At 67.4% G+C, this 20,020-nt stretch carries 18 protein-coding genes; 12 read left to right on the forward strand and 6 right to left on the reverse strand.

Translation table 11 applies throughout. The annotated features are described in order from the left end of the window. Window positions 1-156 precede the first annotated feature (156 nt). Window positions 157-876 (forward strand): glutamine amidotransferase, encoded by a 720-nt coding sequence (locus ACUDP5_RS14395; RefSeq protein WP_445659079.1) that lies wholly within the window; start codon window positions 157-159, stop codon window positions 874-876. A gap of 79 nt (window positions 877-955) precedes the next feature. Then, window positions 956-2,506, forward strand: coding sequence for a hypothetical protein (locus ACUDP5_RS14400; protein ID WP_445659080.1), 1,551 nt, complete (start codon window positions 956-958; stop codon window positions 2,504-2,506). A gap of 68 nt (window positions 2,507-2,574) precedes the next feature. Here ACUDP5_RS14400 and copD read toward each other — a convergent pair whose 3' ends face one another. The 3 genes from copD to ACUDP5_RS14415 form a co-directional block, all read right to left on the reverse strand. Beyond that, window positions 2,575-3,462, reverse strand: a complete 888-nt coding sequence (copD, locus tag ACUDP5_RS14405) for a copper homeostasis membrane protein CopD (RefSeq protein WP_445659081.1) — start codon at window positions 3,460-3,462, stop codon at window positions 2,575-2,577. 1 nt (window position 3,463) lies between these two features. After that, entirely contained in the window at window positions 3,464-3,826 is a 363-nt protein-coding gene (gene copC / locus ACUDP5_RS14410) for a copper homeostasis periplasmic binding protein CopC (protein WP_445659082.1), read from the reverse strand. A 213-nt stretch (window positions 3,827-4,039) separates the two neighbouring features. After that, window positions 4,040-4,501, reverse strand: a complete 462-nt coding sequence (locus ACUDP5_RS14415; RefSeq protein ID WP_445659083.1) for a DUF2946 family protein — start codon at window positions 4,499-4,501, stop codon at window positions 4,040-4,042. Window positions 4,502-4,607: 106 nt separating this feature from the next. Between ACUDP5_RS14415 and ACUDP5_RS14420 the strand changes: the two genes are divergently transcribed. After that, window positions 4,608-5,405: a ProQ/FinO family protein gene (locus ACUDP5_RS14420; protein ID WP_445659084.1), complete on the forward strand. Its 798-nt coding sequence runs from the start codon at window positions 4,608-4,610 to the stop codon at window positions 5,403-5,405. A gap of 144 nt (window positions 5,406-5,549) precedes the next feature. On the opposite strand, the gene ACUDP5_RS14425 is transcribed toward ACUDP5_RS14420, so the two are convergent. Both ACUDP5_RS14425 and garD read right to left on the reverse strand, forming a co-directional pair. Beyond that, window positions 5,550-6,527, reverse strand: coding sequence for a Bug family tripartite tricarboxylate transporter substrate binding protein (locus tag ACUDP5_RS14425; RefSeq protein ID WP_445659085.1), 978 nt, complete (start codon window positions 6,525-6,527; stop codon window positions 5,550-5,552). A gap of 151 nt (window positions 6,528-6,678) precedes the next feature. Then, window positions 6,679-8,253 (reverse strand): galactarate dehydratase, encoded by a 1,575-nt coding sequence (gene garD / locus ACUDP5_RS14430; RefSeq protein WP_445659086.1) that lies wholly within the window; start codon window positions 8,251-8,253, stop codon window positions 6,679-6,681. Window positions 8,254-8,499: 246 nt separating this feature from the next. Here garD and kdgD (ACUDP5_RS14435) point away from each other — a divergent pair, with 246 nt between their 5' ends. From kdgD (ACUDP5_RS14435) to kdgD (ACUDP5_RS14445), 3 genes are all read left to right on the forward strand, one after another. Further along, window positions 8,500-9,414 (forward strand): 5-dehydro-4-deoxyglucarate dehydratase, encoded by a 915-nt coding sequence (gene kdgD / locus ACUDP5_RS14435; protein WP_445659087.1) that lies wholly within the window; start codon window positions 8,500-8,502, stop codon window positions 9,412-9,414. 64 nt (window positions 9,415-9,478) lie between these two features. Next, complete coding sequence (locus ACUDP5_RS14440) at window positions 9,479-11,059, forward strand: aldehyde dehydrogenase (NADP(+)) (protein WP_445659088.1); 1,581 nt, start codon at window positions 9,479-9,481, stop codon at window positions 11,057-11,059. A 362-nt stretch (window positions 11,060-11,421) separates the two neighbouring features. Beyond that, window positions 11,422-12,336: a 5-dehydro-4-deoxyglucarate dehydratase gene (gene kdgD / locus ACUDP5_RS14445; RefSeq protein ID WP_445659089.1), complete on the forward strand. Its 915-nt coding sequence runs from the start codon at window positions 11,422-11,424 to the stop codon at window positions 12,334-12,336. Window positions 12,337-12,497: 161 nt separating this feature from the next. On the opposite strand, the gene ACUDP5_RS14450 is transcribed toward kdgD (ACUDP5_RS14445), so the two are convergent. Further along, complete coding sequence (locus ACUDP5_RS14450; protein ID WP_445659090.1) at window positions 12,498-13,046, reverse strand: MolR family transcriptional regulator; 549 nt, start codon at window positions 13,044-13,046, stop codon at window positions 12,498-12,500. A gap of 142 nt (window positions 13,047-13,188) precedes the next feature. On the opposite strand from ACUDP5_RS14450, the gene ACUDP5_RS14455 reads away from it, so the two are divergent. The 6 genes from ACUDP5_RS14455 (at window position 13,189) to ACUDP5_RS14480 (ending at window position 19,849) form a co-directional block, all read left to right on the forward strand. Then, window positions 13,189-13,911: a FadR family transcriptional regulator gene (locus tag ACUDP5_RS14455; protein ID WP_263914633.1), complete on the forward strand. Its 723-nt coding sequence runs from the start codon at window positions 13,189-13,191 to the stop codon at window positions 13,909-13,911. Window positions 13,912-14,356: 445 nt separating this feature from the next. Then, window positions 14,357-15,373: an amino acid ABC transporter substrate-binding protein gene (locus tag ACUDP5_RS14460; protein ID WP_263914634.1), complete on the forward strand. Its 1,017-nt coding sequence runs from the start codon at window positions 14,357-14,359 to the stop codon at window positions 15,371-15,373. A 144-nt stretch (window positions 15,374-15,517) separates the two neighbouring features. After that, entirely contained in the window at window positions 15,518-16,726 is a 1,209-nt protein-coding gene (locus ACUDP5_RS14465; protein WP_263914635.1) for an aminotransferase class I/II-fold pyridoxal phosphate-dependent enzyme, read from the forward strand. A gap of 3 nt (window positions 16,727-16,729) precedes the next feature. Beyond that, entirely contained in the window at window positions 16,730-17,917 is a 1,188-nt protein-coding gene (locus tag ACUDP5_RS14470; RefSeq protein WP_445659091.1) for an amino acid ABC transporter permease, read from the forward strand. 13 nt (window positions 17,918-17,930) lie between these two features. Further along, window positions 17,931-19,034: an amino acid ABC transporter permease gene (locus ACUDP5_RS14475; RefSeq protein ID WP_445659167.1), complete on the forward strand. Its 1,104-nt coding sequence runs from the start codon at window positions 17,931-17,933 to the stop codon at window positions 19,032-19,034. A 74-nt stretch (window positions 19,035-19,108) separates the two neighbouring features. Next, window positions 19,109-19,849, forward strand: coding sequence for an amino acid ABC transporter ATP-binding protein (locus ACUDP5_RS14480; protein WP_006386910.1), 741 nt, complete (start codon window positions 19,109-19,111; stop codon window positions 19,847-19,849). Window positions 19,850-20,020 lie beyond the last annotated feature (171 nt).

The raw sequence follows: 20,020 nt of genomic DNA on the forward strand, positions 1-20,020 counted from the left end.
CGTGGCCGGCTGACGATATCAACGCCGCTCATACCTGATAGGCGGTTTTTGATATTGATGAATGGACGCGGCGGGTTCATCATGGCGGGCGACCCGCCTGGGCCGACCCAGACGGGCCGACCCAAACGGGCCGACGCTTCCGCCTAGCCCCTCGCCATGACACAAAAACCCCTGGCCATCCTGCAAATGGGCCGCCCGCCCGAAGACCTGCGCGCCTCGCACGGCGAACAGGGCGACTGGGTCTCCGCGGCCCTCTCCGGCCTGGACCTCCCGCTGACGATCGAATACCCGGCCGACGGCCACGCCCTGCCCGATCCGGCCCGCCTGCGCGGCGCCGTGCTCACCGGGTCCTGGTCCATGGTTACCGACCGCGAACCCTGGAGCGAACGCACCGCGCAGTGGCTGCGCGAGGCGCTGGACGCGCAACTGCCGCTGCTGGGCATCTGCTACGGCCACCAGTTGATGGCCCACGCCTTCGGCGGCGTGGTCGACTACCACCCCCGCGGCCGCGAAATCGGCCTGCACACGGTGCGGCGCCTGCCGGCGTCACACGACGACCCGCTGCTGGCCGGCCTGCCCGACCACTTCGCCGCCCACCTGACGCACGAGCAAAGCGTGTTGCAACCGCCTGCCTCGGCCGCCGTGCTGGCCGGCACCGACCACGACCCGCACCAGGTCCTGCGCTACGGTCCGCAGGCCCTGTCGGTGCAGTTCCATCCGGAATTCACGCCCGCCGTCATGGACGCCTGCCTGGCGCGGCGGCAAGATTTCCTGGCCACGCAAGGCCATGACGTCGCAGCCTTGCGGGCGGCCCTGGCGCCCACGCCCCATGCGTTGCAGATCCTGCGCGGCTTTGCCGTGGCCTGTGCGGGATGACGATACCCACGCGCGGCACTTCCCATCGCCCCTGCCCGGCTTCCTGCTTGCGGTCGACGCGTGAACGTCGAATCACGCCATGACGTACCTGCTGTGGTCCCTGCCTGCCCTGGTCGTCATCGGCGCCATCGCCAGCGGCCGGCTCAACACCACCCTGGCCGCCGTGCTCGGCCTGCTCACCGCCATCCCGGTCGCGCTGTTCGCGGCGCCCGGCGCTTTCGGGGGTGGACCGCTGGGCCATGCCCTGGCTCGCGGGCTATGGATCGGCGCCATCATCACGCCCTACATCCTGGGCGGCCTGCTGTTCTGGCAGATGGCCTCGCGCGCCGACCGTGGGGGCCGGCCCGCCGCCACGTCGGCAGGTTCACCGTCGACGCCAACGGCCGCGCCCTCCGGTCCTCACGTCACGCCAACGGCTGAGCTCGCGCCCATCGCAGACGCCATTTCCCCTACCGACCTGCTGGCCCGTCGCCGCCTGCTGTTCTTTGCCTGCTTCCTGGTCGGCCCCTTCGCCGAAGCGGCCACCGGCTTTGGCGTGGGCATGCTGGGCACGGTGCTGCTGTTGCGCCCGCTGGGCTTCAAGCCGCGCGAACTGATGGTGTTTGCCCTGCTCAGCCAGACGCTGATCCCATGGGGCGCCATGGGCAGCGGCACGCTGCTGGCGTCCGCCTATGCCCGCGTGTCGGCATCGCAATTGGCCCTGTACGCCATGGTGCCGGTCGCCTTGCTGATGATCGTCTGGATGGCGCTGTTCTGGCTCACCGCGCGCCGCGCCGGCCTGTCCACCACCCGAATGGAACAGGCTCGCGAAGCCGTGTGGATGCTGGCCAGCCTGGGGTTGCTGACCGCCGCCACCGCCCTGCTCGGTCCCGAAACCGCGCTGCTGGCCGCCTACGGCCCGCTGATCGTGTTGCGCTTCGCGCTGGATCGCCGACCCGGCCGCGCGCAGTTGCAAGACGCCGCGCTGGGCGCGCTGCCGTACATCGTCTTGATCGCCTGCCTGGTCGCCACGCGCCTGGCGCCCGCCCTGAACCAGGGTCTGGCCGGCCTGGCCCGCTTCAGCCCCTACGCCGACCTGCCCAGCTGGACGCCTTTCCTGCACGCGGGCAGCTGGCTGATCGCCGGCGCCCTGCTGATGGCCGCGATTCGCCGCCAACCCGGCCTGCTGTCCACCAACGCCCGCCACGCCTGGACCACCGGCAAGCATGCGGTGCTGTCGGTCTTCCTGTTCGCCATGATGGCCGAAGTGCTGGCCGGCGCTGGCATCTCGCAGGCCTTTGCCGATGGCCTGTTCCGCACCATGCAGGACTGGACCCTGCTGATGACGCCGCTTCTGGCCGGCGCCTTCGGCATCCTGGCCAACAGTGGCAATGCGCCCAACAGCCTGTTCATGCCGTCGCAACTGTCGCTGGCGCTGCACGCCGGCCTGAGCGTGCCGGCGGCGGCTGCGCTGTTACACGTGTCCGGCACGTCGATGGGGTTCTTTTCGCCGGTGCGCATGTCTATCGCCGCGGGTCTCGCGCAAGGTCGCGGCCAGGAACGCGCAGTCTATGCGCAGCTGCTGCCGTTTGCCGTGGCGGCGTTTGCGATATTGCTGGCGTTGGCCTTGCTGCTGGTGCTGGCGGGATAACCGGCCGACACCGCACCGGCCGGTGGCAGCGGGCGGCGACGTGCTAGCGGGAATCCCTCGCCGCACACCTACAGCGGCGACATCAGCCCTAGAAAGCCCACCGCAACCAGCACCACCGCGCCCAGCGCCAGCTCCACGATCGTATTGCGGCGTATCGCGTGCAGCGCCATCGCCCGATGCGTGCGAATGCGCGCAATCCAGCGGTAGCGGTTGACCAGCGCCAGCCCCGTCATCACCAGCGCCAGCACGATTTTCACCCACAACAAGCGTTGATAATCCGACGCCGGGTCCACCCCGTCAGCCCCCAGGATCAAGACCGCATTGCCGATGCCGCTAAGCAGCAGCACCGCCACGGCGACGTGCCCGCAAGTTGAAAACCGCAGCAAGGCGCGCGTTGCCTCGGCCCGATGGCCCGGACGCTGCCAGGCCGCCAGCCACGACAGGAATACCGGCAGCGACCCCAGCCAGAACGCGGCGGACAGGCCATGCAGCGCGTCATTGACCGCATGCGCCGCGCCCAGCCAACCTTCGTGCATCGCCGCATGGCCGCTCAGGCTCAGCGGCCCCAACCCCAGTGCCGCCACCCAGGCCAGCACCCAGGGACGCCCGGGCCGCACCCACAACACCACGGCCAGCGCCAGCACGGCGCCGAACACGCGCGGCATCCAGGCCTGGCCATAGCGGGTTTGCAGCGCCACCGTGGCCAGCATGTCCGGATCCCGTAGCGCGCCCCAGTCGCCCGCGATGCTGGCGGCCTGCAACGGCAGCAGGCACAGCGCGGCCAGCAGCCCGATCGCCGCCGCCGCGCGCAGCGTGCGCCGCAACGCGACTTCGGCGTCCCGTCCCAGGCGCGGCGCGCCGCCCAGGGCCAGCATCGCGGCGGCCCCGAACAGCAACGCCGCGGCCGCCACGCTCACGGCCCGGCACAGCGCAAACGCGGCAAACAGCAGACTCATCTCAAGGCTTGACCGTAAAGGTCCAGGCCCCGTCGGTCTTGTGGCCGTCCTTGGACAGCGCCTGCCATTTCACCGTATAGGCGCCAGCCGGCAGGTCCTTGGGCACCGGCAGCACCAGCGTCTTGTCGTCGCCCGGGGCGGGCGCGGCCTTGGCGCTGGCGGCCGGCTTGCCGGCGGCGTCCAGCAGCGTCAGCGACGAGAATGCGGGCTCCAGGCCTTCGGAAAAGCTGGCCGTCACGGTAGCCAGCGCGGCGGCCACCACGGCCTTGTCAGCGGGCGTGGCGGTTTTCAAGTGCGCGTGGGCCCAGGCCCATTGCGGGACGATGGCCAGCACGGCGGCAGCGATAAGGGTCGGTTTGATCATGGTGGTGCTCCTGATGAATCGGCGGCGCATCGCCGCCAAAGGGTCATGGCATAACGAAGATTGAGCGCAATGCGGCAACCGGCCGGCCATGGCCAGGCTGCAAGGGCGCACACGGCAAGCAGGAAAAATGGTGAACCCGGCCAGAGATTCAGGCCAGAAATTCGACTCACGGAACCAGGCCGACGAATTTCAGCCCGTATTCCCGCCAGGCAATCAGCCCACCCGCGGAGGGGCGCGGGACTGCTGCGGCCGCCAGGCCGGCGCATTGCGCCAACGCGGTGCGCCATCCTCGGACGCCAGCGGCGCCGTCGGCCCCAGGTCCGGCAAACGCCAGGCCACGCCAGCCAGTGCTGGCGGGCAAGCCCCGCCCAGCATCGCGCAGGTCGACGCGCAGCAATGCGGCAGCGTGCCGCCGCCGTCCCACCCGCCATGCGCATGAGCAGAAATGTCCGCCTGCGGGCCGGGCGGCACGGCATCCAGCGCCACCACCCGCGGCCCGCTGGCCGTGCAGAGAATGACGCTAGCGCCCTGCCCGCGCGCCACCGCCGCCGGGGCGCCAAACGCCGCGGACGCCACCAAAGACTGGAAAACCAGCAGCGCCACCGCCAGCCACGCCACCCCGCGCCGGGCGGCGGCGGACAGGCGCAAAAACGTAACAGACGGGTGCTGGCTCATGGTGCCAGGGAGCTTACGACGCCCGCCCGGGGCCCCGCAACTTCAATCTGAAGCGTCACAACTGTTATGCTCCCTGCTTTCAACATCAGAACGTGCAGCACACACTATGGGTCTAGAACAGCTCGCCGCCATCCGAGGACTGCTTTTCAAGCAGGCTCCCGAAGAAACGGCTTCCACCAAACCCGCGCGACCCGCCGCCAAAGGCGACGGCACGCGTGGTGAAAAGCGCGACGACAAGCGCGGCGGCAACCGGAACGGCAAGCGTGAAGGACAGCGCGCCCCCCAACAGGCCGGCCAACAGCAGGCAGGTCAACGCCAGGCGCCGCGCGAAAAGCGCGACACCGACGTCGATCCCGTCCTGATCGCCATTTCGCGACTGCAACGCCAGTTTCCCAAGGCATTCCCCAAGAAGCCGGCCGCCAAGGTCCCGCTCAAGCTGGGCGTGCTGGAAGACCTGCAACAGCATGCCAAGGCCTTGCAGCTCACCGCCGAAGAAATCAAGGTGGCCGTCAAGACCTGGTGCGACGGCCGTCGCTACTGGGACAGCATGGTCGAAGCCGCCCCGCGCGTCGACCTGAACGGCGAACCCGCCGGCGCCGTCACCGCCAACGAAGCGCAGCACGCCAAGCGCATGGCCTCGCGTCGCCATGCCAAGGGCGCCGCCGCTCGCGGCAAGGGCAACGCCAACAAGGCCAAGCCGCAAGCCGATGGCGCACCCGCAACGGATGCCGCCCAGGACGTCGCCGCAACCCCGGCATCGGCTGACACTGCCGCTCCGGCCGCCGACGACCACGTGAAAACGTCGGCCGCCGCGCCGGCGCAAGTAGCGACCGAGGCCTCGGTTGCCCAAGCGCCCGAGCAAACGCCTGATCAAGCACCGGCCGATACGCAAGCCAAAGACTGATTCCTGCTTGAAAAAAATGCGGACCGCACGATGCCTGCCCAGGCATCGTGCGGTCCGCAGTCTTTTGCGGTCCAGATTGTGGACAACGGCGGTCTTGACTCCAGGCCTTGCCCGGCCGACGACGGCCCAGCCAGGCGCCCCGGCTCAATCCAGCCGGATATCCGCGCTAGCCACCACCTTGGCCCAACGCGCCCGCTCGCTGCTGAAGAACTGCGCCAATTCCGCGGGATTGCGCACCACGATCTCGGCCCCCTGCTCGTTCAGCTGCGACTTCACGTCAGGCTGGTTGACGATCTGCCCCATCAGCGTGGCCAGCAGGTTCGCGGTCTTGTCCGAGGCCGAAACGGGCGCCATCACGCCTTGCCAGGTGCCGGATTCGAACCCCGCCACGCCCTGCTCGGAAATCGTCGGAATATCAGCCACCAGCTGCATGCGTTCCTTCTTGGAAATCGCAATCGCGCGCAGCTTGCCGCCCTTGATGTGCGGCAGCGTGGCCAGCAGGCCGTTCATGATCACCTGCGTCTGCCCGCCGATCGTGTCCGTCACCGCCTGCGAACCGCCCTTGTACGGCACGTATTCCCACTGCGCGCCGGTGGCCTGCTGCACGGCCACCGCCGCCAGGTGCGGCGCGCTGCCAATGGCGGTGACCGCAAAGTTCAGCCGCTGCTTCTTCGACAGCGCCACCAGTTCAGGCACGGTCTTGGCCGGCACGTCGGGGTGCACCGCCAGTACGTGCGGCGAATACGCCAGCATGCCGACCGACCGCAGGTCCTTGGACGGATCGAACGACAGCTTGGTATAGACCGACGGGCTGATCGCCAGCGCGCCCACGTCGCACAGCAGCACGGTGTGGCCTTCCTGGGCCGACTGCACCACGATGCCCGCACCCAGGTTGCCGTTGGCGCCGGGCTTGTTCTCGACCACCACGGTCTGCTTGAGCGCCTCGGCCAGCCGCGGCGCGATGATCCGCGCGATGATGTCCGACGAGCCGCCGGGCGGGTACGGCACCACGATGCGCACGGGCCGGGTCGGCCAGGCGTCGGCCTGGGCCCACGCCGGGGTGATGCGCGCCAGACCCAGCGCGGCGGCGCCGGCCAGCAGATGCCTTCTGTTTGAATCCATGTTGTCTCCGTTGTTGTAAAGGACGGCCCGCGCCTCATCGGGCCGGTGCCAGGTGGTGTCAGGCCTGCCCCACGGCAAGCCCGTTGAAACCGAATGGGTCAGGCATGCACGCGTCCCGAGCGCATGCCGCAACGCCCGCAGTGCCAGCGCATCACGTCACCGGCCCCGGGTTGAACAGCGCCAGCGCGTTGTGCAGCTTGAGCTTTTCCGCACAGGTCTGGCGGCGGCCGCTGGCCACGTCCAGCATCAGGCGAAACAGCTCCCAGCCCACGTCTTCGATGCGGGCCTGGCCGGTCGCGATGCGGCCCGCGTCCACGTCCATCAGGTCGTGCCAGCGCCGCGCCAGGTCGCTGCGGGTGGCCACCTTGATGACCGGCACTTGCGCCAGCCCGTAAGGCGTGCCGCGGCCGGTGGTGAAGATGTGCAGGTTCATGCCGGCCGCCAGTTGCAGCGTGCCGCAGATGAAATCGCTGGCCGGCGTGGCCGCGAAGATCAGGCCCTTGCGCGTCAGCCGGTCGCCCGGCGACAGCACGCCGTCGATGTTCGACGAGCCGGATTTCACGATCGAGCCCATCGCCTTTTCGACGATGTTGGACAGCCCGCCCTTCTTGTTGCCCGGGCTGGTGTTGGCGCTGCGGTCGGCGCGGCCGCGTTGCAGGTAATCGTCGTACCAGGCCATCTCGCGCACCAAGGCCTCGGCCACCTCCGGCGTGGCGGCGCGCGCGGTCAGTTGATCGATGCCGTCGCGCACTTCCGTGTTCTCGGAGAACATCACCGTGGCGCCCGCGCGCACCAGCAGGTCGGCCGCAAAGCCTACCGCCGGGTTGGCCGTCACCCCCGAAAACGCGTCGCTGCCGCCGCACTGCACGCCCACCACCAGGTCCGACGCCGGGCAGGTCTCGCGCCGCCGCTGGTTCAGTTTTTCCAGGTGCCGTTCGGCCGTGCGCATGATGTTGTCGATCATGGATTCGAAGCCCACGTGCTCGTCGTCCTGCAGCACGATGGTATCCACCCCGCCCTCGCCCGCCATGCCCTGGCCCGCGCGGATCGGAATGGCGTCGGGCGCCAACAGGCGTTCGGGTTGCAGCTTTTCGCAGCCCAGGCTGACCACCATGGTGGTGCCGCCAAAATTCGGGTTGCGCGCAATGTTGTGCAGCGTGCGCACCGGAATCGCCGCGCCCGGCGCATCGATCGCCACGCCGCAGCCGTAGGTGTGTTCCAGCCCCACCACCTCGTCCACATGCGGATAGCGCGGCAGCAGCTCGCGCCGGATGCGCGCCACCGCGTGTTCCACCACGCCCTGCACGCATTGCACCGTGGTGCTGATGGCCAGGATGTTGCGCGTGCCCACCGTGCCGTCGGCGTTGCGGTAACCCTGAAAGGTATAGCCCTCCAGCGGCGGTAGCGGCGCCGTGCGGCGCGTGCCCACCGGCAGGTCCTGCAAGCTGCGGGCGGCCGGCATCGTCGTGACGCGCTCGTTGACCCAGCTGCCGCGCGGCAGCGCCTTGGCCGCATAGCCCACCACCACGTTGTAGCGCCGCACCGCCTCGCCCTCGGCCAGGTCCTGCAACGCCACCTTGTGCCCCTGCGGCACCGATTCGGCCAGCACCAGGCCGTCCGGCAGCGCGGTGCCCGCCGGCAAGCCGCCGTCGTTGGCGACAATGGCGACGTTGTCCTGGGGGTGGATCTGGATAAGCACGGGCGCTTGGCCTGCCGCGAGCTGCATTCGGGTCTCCTGGGGGTGATCGGCGCCGTCGAACGCGGCATGCCATACGTTATCGTACAACCAAGAGAATAATTGCTGCCGATGGCGTCGATGAATTGCGGATTTCCCCAAGGCGATCGGGCGCCTCATAGGGGAATCCGGCTTGAACCCTGAAAAATCATGTTGTACGATGACGTACCTATTCATCGCGACCGACTCGGCAGACCTTCCGCCGGCGCGTCGCCCGCCACACAGGGAACCCCGCCCATGACCACGCCGCAGGAACTCAAGGAAATCGTCTCGGAAGGCTTGCTGTCCTTCCCCGTCACCGATTTCGACCAGAATGGCGATTTCAACGCCAAGACCTATGCCCAACGCCTGGAATGGCTGGCGCCCTACGGCGCCACGGCCTTGTTCGCGGCCGGCGGCACGGGTGAGTTCTTCTCGCTGGCCCCCTCCGAATATTCCGATGTCATCCGCACCGCCGTGAACACCTGCGCTGGCAAGGTGCCGATCCTGGCCGGCGCAGGTGGCCCCACCCGCGTCGCCATCGCCTATGCGCAAGAAGCCGAACGCTTGGGCGCCAAGGGCGTGCTGTTGCTGCCGCACTACCTCACCGAAGCCTCGCAGCAAGGCATTGCGGACCACGTCGAACAGGTCTGCAAATCGGTCAAGATCGGCGTCATCGTCTACAACCGCGCGCAATCGCGCCTGTCGGCCGACAGCCTGGCCCGCCTGGCCGACCGCTGCCCCAACCTGGTCGGCTTCAAGGACGGCGTGGGCGACATCGAAGCCATGGTCCGCATCCGCCGCAAAATGGGCGACCGCTTCTCGTACCTGGGCGGCCTGCCCACCGCCGAGGTCTACGCCGCGGCCTACAAGGCCCTGGGCGTGCCGGTGTACTCATCCGCCGTTTTCAACTTCGTGCCCAAGACCGCGATGGACTTCTATCGCGCCATTGCCGCGCACGACCACGACACCACCAACCGCCTGCTCGACGAATTCTTCCTGCCCTACCTGGAAATCCGCAACCGCTGCGCCGGCTACGCCGTCAGCATCGTCAAGGCCGGCGCCAAGCTGGTCGGCCACGATGCCGGCCCAGTCCGCGCCCCGCTGACGGACCTGAAGCCCGACGAGCTGGAAGCGCTCAACGCCCTGATCAAGAAGCTCGGCCCCCAATAACCCCGCCTTGCAGCCACGCCTGCCCGCCCCCAGCCTGGGGGCGTTTTCATTCGGAGAATCACCCATGACTTTGACCGGCAACATGTTGATCGGCGCCAGCGCCATCCCGGGCACCGGCGCCCCGCAGCACGCCATCAACCCCGCCAACGGCCAGGCCCTGGAACCCGGCTTTCCCGCCGGCACCGCGCAAGACGTGGCCCGCGCCGCCGAGCTGGCCCAGGCCGCCTTCGACACCTACCGCGCCGCACCGCTGGAAACCCGCGCGCAGTTCCTGGAAAGCATCGCCGACGGCATCCTGCAACTGGGCGACGCGCTGATCGAGCGCACGCATCTCGAAACCGGCCTGCCGCTGGCCCGCCTGCAAGGCGAGCGCGGCCGCACCGTCGGCCAGCTGCGCCTGTTTGCCCGCGTGGTGCGCGACGGCTACTTCCTGGACGCCACCATCGACCCCGCCCAGCCCGACCGCCAACCCCTGCCGCGCGCCGACCTGCGCCTGGCCAACGTCCCGCTGGGCCCGGTCGCCGTGTTCGGCGCCAGCAACTTCCCGCTGGCTTTCTCGGTGGCAGGCGGCGACACCGCCTCGGCCCTGGCGGCCGGCTGCCCCGTCATCGTCAAGGCCCACAACGCCCACCCCGGCACCTCGGAAATGGTCGGCCGCGTGATCCAGCAGGCCGTTGCCAAGCACGGCTTGCCCGAAGGCACGTTCTCGCTGCTCTTTGGCGCCGGCAATGAAATCGGCACCGCCCTGGCCACCCACCCGGCCATCACCGCGGTCGGCTTCACCGGCTCGCGCCGCGGCGGCCTGGCGCTGGTCGCCGCCGCCAACGCCCGCCCCGTGCCGATTCCCGTGTACGCCGAGATGTCCAGCATCAACCCGGTATTCCTGCTGCCGGCGGCCCTGGAAACACGCGCCGAGGCCATCGCCAAGGGCTTTGTCGACTCGCTGGTGATGGGCGTGGGCCAGTTCTGCACCAACCCGGGCCTGGTCATCGGCATCGAAGGCCCGGCGCTGGAACGCTTCCGCCAGGCCGCCGCCCAAGCCGTCGAGGCCAAGGGCGCAGCCACCATGCTGACGCCCGGCATCTTCTCGGCCTACACGCAAGGCGAACAGGCCCTGGCCGGCCACGCCAGCGTCGCCACCCTGGGCCGCGGTGAAGCCTCCAAGCCCGCCGCCAACGCCGCCGGCCCCGCCGTCTTCGGCACCGATGCCGCGCGTTTCCTGGCATCGCCCGAACTCGAAGCCGAAGTCTTTGGCCCGGCATCGCTGGTCGTGGCCTGCCGCGACGCCGCCGAGATGCGCGCCGTGGCCGAACACCTGGAAGGCCAGCTGACCGCCACGCTGTTCGTCGACGACGCCGACACCGATGCGGCGCGTGCGCTGCTGCCCGTGCTGGAACGCAAGGCCGGCCGCATCCTGGCCAACGGCTACCCGACCGGCGTCGAAGTCAGCCATGCCATGGTGCACGGCGGCCCCTTCCCGGCCACGTCCAACCCCGCCTCGACCTCGGTCGGCGCCACCGCCATCCGCCGCTTCCTGCGCCCGGTCTGCTACCAGGACCTGCCTGATGCGCTGCTGCCCGATGGCATCAAGCGGGCCAACCCGCTGGGCCTGCCGCGCATGACGGACGGCGTCATGGCCGTCTGACGCGTCTCGCGTTCAGCCAGGACGGGCGGCGATATGCCGCCCTTTTTTTTGGGGAATGTCAGGGCAAAGGGAGGCATGAACCGATCCCACCTTAGGCCCGACCCGTTTCCTGCAGCGCTGGTTGTCGCCGGCTGGACTTAGGTGCAGCCCGTCTCCCGCTTCAATTTCGCTCGCCGTCACGCCCGTTCGGTGTCTCATTCCTGTCACGCATCTTTATGTTGTACGACAACATCAGCCCGGTTCCCTATCTCGTTGCCCAGTCATCTTGTATGTTGTACGATGACATACATCTATTGAATTTTCATCCCTGCCGCCCTGTTCAGACATCGGCGGCTTCCCTTCAAGCAATCACGGACTCAGGTATGACCACTCCCCAGGAACTCAAGGCGATCGTCTCGGAAGGCTTGCTCTCCTTCCCCGTTACCGACTTCGACCAGAACGGCGACTTCAACGCCAAGACCTACGCCCAGCGCCTGGAATGGCTGGCCCCCTACGGCGCCACCGCCCTGTTCGCGGCCGGCGGCACGGGTGAGTTCTTTTCGCTGGCCCCGTCCGAATATTCCGATGTCATCCGCACCGCCGTGAACACCTGCGCCGGCAAAGTGCCGATCCTGGCCGGCGCGGGCGGCCCCACCCGCGTCGCCATCGCCTATGCACAAGAAGCCGAACGCCTGGGCGCCAAGGGCGTGCTGCTGTTGCCCCACTACCTGACCGAAGCCTCGCAACAAGGCATCCTCGACCACGTCGAACAGGTCTGCAAATCGGTCAAGATCGGCGTCATCGTCTACAACCGCGCCCAGTCGCGCCTGTCGGCCGACAGCCTGGCCGTGCTGGCCGACCGCTGCCCCAACCTGGTCGGCTTCAAAGACGGCATCGGCGACATCGAAGCCATGGTCCGCATCCGCCGCAAGCTGGGCGACCGCTTCTCGTACCTGGGCGGCCTGCCCACCGCCGAGGTCTACGCCGCCGCCTACAAGGCGCTGGGCGTGCCGGTGTACTCGTCCGCCGTCTTCAACTTCGTGCCCAAGACCGCGATGGACTTCTACCGCGCCGTCGCCGCGCACGACCACGACACGACGAACCGCCTGCTGGATGACTTCTTCCTGCCCTACCTGGAAATCCGCAACCGCTGCGCCGGCTATGCCGTCAGCATCGTCAAGGCCGGCGCCAAACTGGTCGGCCACGATGCGGGTCCTGTGCGCGCCCCGCTGACGGACCTGAAGCCCGACGAGCTGGAAATGCTCAACGCGCTGATCAAGAAGCTGGGGCCGCAGTAAGGGCCGACACGTCAATCAGGCACAGCCGGCAGATGTACCGGCTGCGCTGATTGAGCGGGTCAAACCACAGAAATAGCTAAGGGCCGCAAAAATGCGGCCCTTAGCTATTGCGAGGCGATCACGGGGGTGACGCTTGACGCATCACCCCAAGCATCGCGCCATCACCCCACCGACGGCTGGTTCAACACCGCCAACATCTGTTCCAGGCGCGCCTGTTCCTGGTCGGCGTATTCCCAGTTCGGATACTTGGTGCGCGCCCGCGCATTCAGCCACAGCTGATCCGCAATGGCCGCCTTGGCCAGGCCCAGCAATTCGGCATCGATACGGCCGGCAATCTTCAGCTGCCCGAACGCCGTCGCCACGATCGCCCGGCATTCGCCCTGGAAAAAGCGCTCGTTCATGTCGTCTTCATCCAGCCACTGCGTCCTGGCATCCAGGTCATGGCGAATGCGGTCCCAGGGCACGTCCAACCCCCAGTCGGCCAGAAACTCATTCATGAACTTGACGATGCCGCGGCCGCTCTTGTTCTCGCCGTACCAGTCCTGCAGGCCGCTCAACGCATCATTGCCGTCATCGCTGCCAAACGGGCTGAAATCGTCGGCGCAGTCGTAATAGAAGTCATCGCCGGCCAGCGCCACGAAGTTGGGGTGGCTGGTTTCCCGAGCCAGGCCTTCGTCTTCATCGTCAAAGTACAGATCGTTTTTCGGCATCGTGCGTGGGTTCCATTTTGTGTGTGTGTCGGAAGGGGCATGATAAGCCAGTCCCCCAATTCCTCTCCTGTATGCTGTCATACGGCCCCAGCCGTTTATCATTAGGCCTTCGTCCCCCGGCACCACACCCCAAAAAGAGACAATGGAAACTCCCCGGCCCCGCCCGCGTTCGCGCTTGACCGACGTCGTGATCGACGAACTGACCAAGCGCCTGGACGCCCGGCAGTACCGCCCCGGCGACAAGCTGCCGTCCGAACACGCGCTGTGCGCCGAGTTCGACGTCAGCCGCACCGTCATCCGCGAAGCCGTGGCCTCGATGCGCCTGAGCGGCCGGCTGGTCAGCAAGGCCGGCATCGGCGTCTTCGTCACCGAAGACCGCGAAAAGCCCATCGACTTCGTCGTGGCGCCGGCAGGCGACCCGCGCTGGGCCCTGCACATCATGGAATTGCGCGCCGGGCTCGAGGTCGAAGCCTGTGGGCTGGCGGCAGAGCGCCGCAGCGCCGCCGACCTGAGCGGCATCGTCGAAGCCTTCGACGCCTTCAACCGTGCTACCCGCGACATGGAAGCCGCCGTCAAGGCCGACTACGAATTCCACCTGTCCATCGCCCGCGCGTCGAACAATCCGCACTTTCCCGCGCTGCTGCAGGCCGCGGTGCGCGACGTCATGCTCGACCTGAACATCAAGCACGGCGGCAAGACGCCCGAAGAACTTGAAACCTACGAAACCCGCAACGTGCAGGAACACGAGGCCATCCTGACGGCCATCATGCGCCGCGACCCCGGCGCCGCCCGCGCTGCCATGGCCCGCCACCTGGGCGACAGCATCGCCCGCTACCGCAAGCTGCTGTCGCACCCGCCCGCCTGATCGCGGGCGGCCACGCCCCAGGCATCGGCCCTGAATACGTCCGGCGCCCCGCAGGCGCCATATAACCCCCGGCATTCCCCACATTACGGGAATCCCCTTACTTGCTCACTTGTATGATGGCTGCCATCATACGTCTCATGAGTTCGTAAAGCCCGTCCGTGACAGCCGCCACGCGGGATCAGTTACGCAAGACCTGCCGTCCAAGTGCCGCCGATGACCACGTTGCCTGCCCTGCGCCCGACCTTCCAACGCTACGCCACCCGTATCCACCGGTAGCCGCCCGTCTGGAAAGCCGCTGCCGCGACCTCGCCGCATCCCTCGCTTTCCCTTCCCCGTCCGTATCCGCACACACCGCCGCCTCTGCCTGACAGGTGCGGGGCGCGTTGTCGCGCGTCCGGTCTTTGCCCTTCGCTTCGTCCTACCCCCTCCCCTGGAGAACACTCTCATGCGCAAGTTCCTGACCACCGCCGTCGCGGCGACCCTGCTGTGCGTGGCGTCCGGCGCCCAAGCCGGCGTTACCTTCGAAGCCGTCAAGAAAAAAGGCTTCCTGCAATGCGGCTTTGCCGGCATTCCTGGCTTTTCGGTGCTGGACAGCAAGGGCGAATGGACCGGCCTGGACGTGGACATGTGCCGCGCCGTGGCCGCCGCGATGTTCGGCGATGCGTCCAAGGTCAAGGGCAATGTGCTGACCGCCCAGGCCAAGTTCACCGCCCTGCAGTCCGGTGAAATCGACATGCTGTCGCGCAACACCACCCAGACCCTGACACGCGACACCACCCTGGGCCTGATCGGCGTGGGCGTGAACTTCTATGACGCCCAGGGCCTGATCGTGAAGAAGTCCATGAACGTGAAGACGGTCAAGGAACTGGACGGCGCCACCGTCTGCGTGCAGCCCGGCACCACCACCGAACTGAACCTGGCCGACTACTTCCGCGCCCGCGGCATTACCTTCAAGCCGGTACTGGTTGAGAACTACGACGAAAACTTCCGCCTGCTGGAATCGGGCCGCTGCGACGCCTACACCAACGACAAGTCCAACACCGCCGCCAACATGCGCACGCGCCTGGCCAAGCCCGACGACTGGGAAATCCTGCCGGAAAACCTGTCCAAGGAACCGCTGGGCCCCATGGTGCGCCAGGGCGACGAACAGTGGTTCAACGTGGTGCGCTGGTCGCTCAACGCCATGCTGGAAGCCGAGGAATACGGCATCACGTCCAAGAACGTCGATGACATGCTCAAGAGCACCAACCCCAATGTGCAGCGCATCCTGGGCGTGACGCCCGGCATGGGCAAGAACCTGGGCCTGGACGACAAGTGGGCCTACAACATCATCAAGCAGGTCGGCAACTACGGCGAAAGCTACGACCGTGCCATGGGCAAGGAAAGCCCCCTGAAGCTGGAGCGCGGCCTGAACAAGCTGTGGACGCAAGGCGGCCTGATGTACGGCTGGCCGGTACGTTGATGCCCAGGCTCGCCTTGCCTTCCGGCAGGCGGGCCGCCCCGCGGCCAGGCCGGATCCGCCCGCCTGGCCGCCCCACACGTTTTCCTTGATTTTCGCGGGGCCGGCGGGTGTGCCGGCCACCGCCTTTTTTCAGAAGCAGTCACCATGAACAGCATCGTCAACGCCCGTCTCAAGCAGATCAAACCTTCCCCCAGCATGGCCGCCAAGATCGTCGTCGACGAACTGCGCCGCGCCGGCCGCGAGATCGCCGACTTCACCCTGGGCGAGCCCGACATGCCCACGCCCGCCCACATCGCGCGCGCCGGGCAGGCCGCCATCGCCGGCGGCGACATCCGCTACACCAGCCCCAATGGCACGCCGGGCCTGCGCCGCGCCATCGCCAACAGCCTGGAACTGGCGCTGGGCGCCAAGTACGGCCTGGACCAGATCACCGTGGGCGCCGGCGCCAAGCAGATCATCAGCGCGGCGCTCACCGCCAGCCTGGAACCCGGCGACGAAGTCATCGTGTGCGCCCCGTACTGGGTCTCGTACCCGGACATGGTGCTGCTCAACGAAGGCAAGCCCGTCGTCGCGGCCGGCCCGGAATCGCAAGGCTTCAAGCTGGACGCCGCCACCCTGGAAGCCGCCATCACGCCGCGCACCCGCTGGCTGATCCTGAATTCACCCAGCAACCCCAGCGGCGCCGTCTACAGCCGCGCCGAAATGCGCGCCCTGACCGACGTGCTGCTGCGCCATCCGCGCGTCTGGATTCTCAGCGACGAGATCTACGCGCCCTTCTGCTATGGCAATGCGCCGCACGTGTCGCCCGTGCAGGTGGAACCGCAACTGGCCGACCGCACGCTGATCGTCAACGGCATGTCCAAGTCGTACGCCATGACCGGCTGGCGCGTGGGCTACGGCGCCGGCCCGGCCGACCTGATCAAGGCCATGAGCACCGTGATGTCGCAAAGCACCAGCTGCCCCAGCGCCATCTCGCAAGCCGCCGCCCAGGCCGCCCTGGAAGGCGACCAGACCAGCGTCACCGACATGGTCGCCATCTTCAAGGCCCGCCGCGACCTGATCGTGCGCCGCCTGAACGCCATCCCCGGCATCTCGTGCGCCACGCCCGACGGCGCCTTCTACGTCTACGCCAACGTCAGCGGCCTGATCGGCCGCACCGGCCCCGACGGCGAACTGAAGACCGACCTGGACGTCAGCCTGTTCTTCCTGCGCCAGGCCGGCGTGGCCGTGATCGACGGCGGCTCGTACGGCCTGTCGCCCTACGTGCGCTTCTCGTTCGCCACCGCCACCGAGGTGATCGAACAAGGCATGGACCGCCTGGCCGCCGCGGTCAACGCGCTGATGGCGGGCTGAACCGTGGGTAAAGCAAGTTCCGCCACCACGCGGCGCGCGCCGCGCCGCTGGTCCTGGAGCGACCCCGCCACCCGCGCCCTGGCCTACCAGGCCCTGGCGCTGGCCCTGGCGGGGTCGGCCATCTGGTTCCTGGTCCACAACACCCTGCAAAACCTGGCGCTGCGCAACATCGCCACCGGCTTTGGCTTCCTGACGCGCGAAGCGGGCTTTGCCATCGGCGAATCGACCATCGCCTACGGCCCGGCCGACACCTACGGCCGCGCCATCGCCGTCGGCATCCTGAACACGCTGCGCGTCGGCCTGATCGCCCTGGTCGCGGCCACCGTGCTGGGCGTGCTGATCGGCGTGGGCCGCCTGTCCAGGAACTGGCTGGTGGCCCGCCTGGCCTCGATCTACGTCGAGGTCATGCGCAACGTGCCGCTGCTGTTGCAGCTGTTCTTCTGGTACGCGCTCATCACCGAGAACATGCCGGGCCCGCGCCAGGCGCACCACCCGCTGCCGGGCGTGTTCATTTCCAACCGCGGCCTGAAGGTGCCAGGGCTGGAAGGCGCCTCGCTGGATTGGGTGCTGGGCGGACTGGGCCTGGCGATTGTCGCCATCCTGTTCCTGGGCCACTGGGGCAAACAGCGCCAGGAAGCCACCGGCCGGCCGTTTCCGCTGGGGCGCTTCGCCATCGGCCTGCTGCTAGGCCTGCCGCTCGCGGGCTGGCTGGCCAGCGGCGCCTCGCTGACGCTGGACATGCCCGAACTGAAGGGCTTCAACTTCACCGGCGGGCTGACCCTGACGCCGGAATTCGCCGCCCTGCTGCTGGGCCTGGTGATCTACACCGCCGCCTTCATCGCCGAAGTCGTGCGCTCGGGCATCCAGGCGGTCGGCAACGGCCAATGGGAAGCCGCGGGCGCGCTGGGCCTGCGCCGGCCCCTGGCGCTGCGCCTGGTGGTGTTGCCGCAAGCGCTGCGCGTCATCATCCCGCCCATGACCAGCCAATACCTGAATCTGCTGAAAAACAGCTCGCTGGCGGTGGCCATCGGCTATCCGGACATCGTGTCGGTGGTGAACACCACGCTGAACCAGACCGGCCAGGCCATCGAGGGCATTCTCATCATCATGGGCGCCTACCTGACGGTCAGCCTGTCGATCTCGATATTCATGAACTGGTACAACAAGCGCATCGCGCTGGTGGAGCGTTGATATGAGCCGTCATATGAGCCACGCCGCGCCTATCCCCACCGAAGGGCTGCCGCCGCCCAAGACCCACGTCGGTGCGTGGGCCTGGGTGCGCGAGCGCCTGTTCTCCTCGCCGCTGAACATCCTGATCACCGTGCTGGTGGCCTGGTTCCTGTTGATGTCGGTGCCGGCGCTGGTGGAATGGGCTTTCATTAAAGCCAACTACACCGCCGCCAACGCGCAGGAATGCCGCGCGTCCGTCGGCGGCGCCTGCTGGGCCTTCATCATCGAGAAGCACCGCCTGATCCTGTTCGGCACGTATCCGTACGACGAACAATGGCGTCCGCTGATCGCCACGATCATCCTGATCGCGGTCATCGTCTGCAGCGGCATCCGCCGTTTCTGGAACGGGAAGCTCGCCATCATCTGGACCGTCGGCCTGACCGCCGTGGCCCTGTTGATGTGGGGCGGCGTGTTCGGCCTGACCTACGTGGAAAACGCACGCTGGGGCGGCCTGCCGCTCACGCTGATCCTGTCCACGTTCGGCATTGCCTTCGCCTTCCCGATCGGCGTGCTGCTGGCCCTGGGCCGGCGCTCGAAGATGCCCGCCATCAAGGCGCTGTGCGTCGTGTACATCGAGCTCATCCGCGGCGTGCCGCTCATCAGCCTGCTGTTCATGTCGTCGGTGATGCTGCCCTTGTTCCTGCCCGAAGGCTTTTCCATCGACAAGCTGTTGCGCGCGCAGATCGCGATCATCATGTTCGCGGCCGCGTACATCGCCGAAACGGTGCGCGGCGGCCTGCAGGCGATTCCCAAGGGGCAGTACGAAGGCGCCGATTCGCTGGGCCTGAACTACTGGCAGCAGATGCGCAAGATCATCCTGCCGCAGGCCCTGAAGATCGTCATCCCGCCGCTGGTCAGCATCTTCATCGCGCTGTTCAAGGACACCTCGCTGGTGGTCATCATCGGCATCTTCGACCTGACGCTGGCCGCCAAGGCGGCATTGTCCGACGCGGCATGGCGCGGCTTCGGGGTAGAGGCGTACCTGTTCATCTCGCTGATCTACTTCGTCTTCTGCTTCTCCATGTCCAAGTACAGCCAGGCACTGGAAAAACGCCTGGCCACCGGTCATGAACGCTAGGGTCAACAGCCCCACACTTTTGCCGCGCGTCCGCCCCAAGCGGGCGCGCACCGCGATACTTAGGGAGTACAGGCATGTCTGATGCCATCATTCGACTGCAGGACGTGAACAAGTGGTACGGCCAGTTCCACGTGCTGCGCAACATCAACCTGGACGTGGCGCCGGGTGAGCGCATCGTGGTGTGCGGGCCGTCCGGCTCGGGCAAGTCCACCATGATCCGCTGCATCAACCGGCTCGAAGAGCACCAGAAAGGCCACATCATCGTGGACGGCACGGAGCTCACCAACGACTTGAAGCACATCGAGACCATCCGCAAGGACGTCGGCATGGTGTTCCAGCACTTCAACCTGTTCCCGCACCTGACGGTGCTGGAAAACCTGACGCTGGGCCCCATGTGGGTGCTGAAAAAGCCGCGTGCCGAAGCCGAAGCCACCGCCATGAAGTACCTGGAACGCGTGCGCATTCCGGACCAGGCCAAGAAGTTCCCCGGCCAGTTGTCCGGCGGCCAGCAGCAGCGCGTGGCGATTGCCCGGTCGCTGTGCATGAGCCCCAAGATCATGCTGTTCGATGAGCCCACCTCGGCCCTGGACCCGGAAATGGTCAAGGAAGTGCTGGACGTGATGGTCAACCTGGCCCAGGAAAGCGGCATGACGATGCTGTGCGTGACCCACGAAATGGGCTTTGCGCGCAAGGTCGCCAACCGCGTCATCTTCATGGACCGCGGCGAGATCATCGAGCAGAACAGCCCGGACGAGTTCTTCGACAATCCGCAGAACGAACGCACCAAGCTGTTCCTGAGCCAGATTTTGCATTGATCTGAATCGCGGGCGCAGCACCGTCGACCCAAGGCCGCCTTGCTCTGAAGGCGGCTTTTCTTTTGGGCGAGACCTTTTCGACGCCCTTCCCCGTGATCGTCAGGACCTGCGGATCAAATCGGTGCTCCGGTTCGACCAGCCCAAGCGCCACACCCTGGCCGATCAATTCCC

The sequence above is a fragment of the Achromobacter sp. NCFB-sbj8-Ac1-l genome, assembly GCF_052695805.1.

Bases quoted from the DNA above. Each gene is read 5' to 3' on its own strand.
- ACUDP5_RS14395 (WP_445659079.1), top strand. From the start codon at position 157: ATGACACAAAAACCCCTGGCCATCCTGCAAATGGGCCGCCCGCCCGAA.
- ACUDP5_RS14400 (WP_445659080.1), top strand. From the start codon at position 956: ATGACGTACCTGCTGTGGTCCCTGCCTGCCCTGGTCGTCATCGGCGCC.
- copD (WP_445659081.1), bottom strand. From the start codon at position 3,462: ATGAGTCTGCTGTTTGCCGCGTTTGCGCTGTGCCGGGCCGTGAGCGTG.
- copC (WP_445659082.1), bottom strand. From the start codon at position 3,826: ATGATCAAACCGACCCTTATCGCTGCCGCCGTGCTGGCCATCGTCCCG.
- ACUDP5_RS14415 (WP_445659083.1), bottom strand. From the start codon at position 4,501: ATGAGCCAGCACCCGTCTGTTACGTTTTTGCGCCTGTCCGCCGCCGCC.
- ACUDP5_RS14420 (WP_445659084.1), top strand. From the start codon at position 4,608: ATGGGTCTAGAACAGCTCGCCGCCATCCGAGGACTGCTTTTCAAGCAG.
- ACUDP5_RS14425 (WP_445659085.1), bottom strand. From the start codon at position 6,527: ATGGATTCAAACAGAAGGCATCTGCTGGCCGGCGCCGCCGCGCTGGGT.
- garD (WP_445659086.1), bottom strand. From the start codon at position 8,253: ATGCAGCTCGCGGCAGGCCAAGCGCCCGTGCTTATCCAGATCCACCCC.
- kdgD (WP_445659087.1), top strand. From the start codon at position 8,500: ATGACCACGCCGCAGGAACTCAAGGAAATCGTCTCGGAAGGCTTGCTG.
- ACUDP5_RS14440 (WP_445659088.1), top strand. From the start codon at position 9,479: ATGACTTTGACCGGCAACATGTTGATCGGCGCCAGCGCCATCCCGGGC.
- kdgD (WP_445659089.1), top strand. From the start codon at position 11,422: ATGACCACTCCCCAGGAACTCAAGGCGATCGTCTCGGAAGGCTTGCTC.
- ACUDP5_RS14450 (WP_445659090.1), bottom strand. From the start codon at position 13,046: ATGCCGAAAAACGATCTGTACTTTGACGATGAAGACGAAGGCCTGGCT.
- ACUDP5_RS14455 (WP_263914633.1), top strand. From the start codon at position 13,189: ATGGAAACTCCCCGGCCCCGCCCGCGTTCGCGCTTGACCGACGTCGTG.
- ACUDP5_RS14460 (WP_263914634.1), top strand. From the start codon at position 14,357: ATGCGCAAGTTCCTGACCACCGCCGTCGCGGCGACCCTGCTGTGCGTG.
- ACUDP5_RS14465 (WP_263914635.1), top strand. From the start codon at position 15,518: ATGAACAGCATCGTCAACGCCCGTCTCAAGCAGATCAAACCTTCCCCC.
- ACUDP5_RS14475 (WP_445659167.1), top strand. From the start codon at position 17,931: ATGAGCCACGCCGCGCCTATCCCCACCGAAGGGCTGCCGCCGCCCAAG.
- ACUDP5_RS14480 (WP_006386910.1), top strand. From the start codon at position 19,109: ATGTCTGATGCCATCATTCGACTGCAGGACGTGAACAAGTGGTACGGC.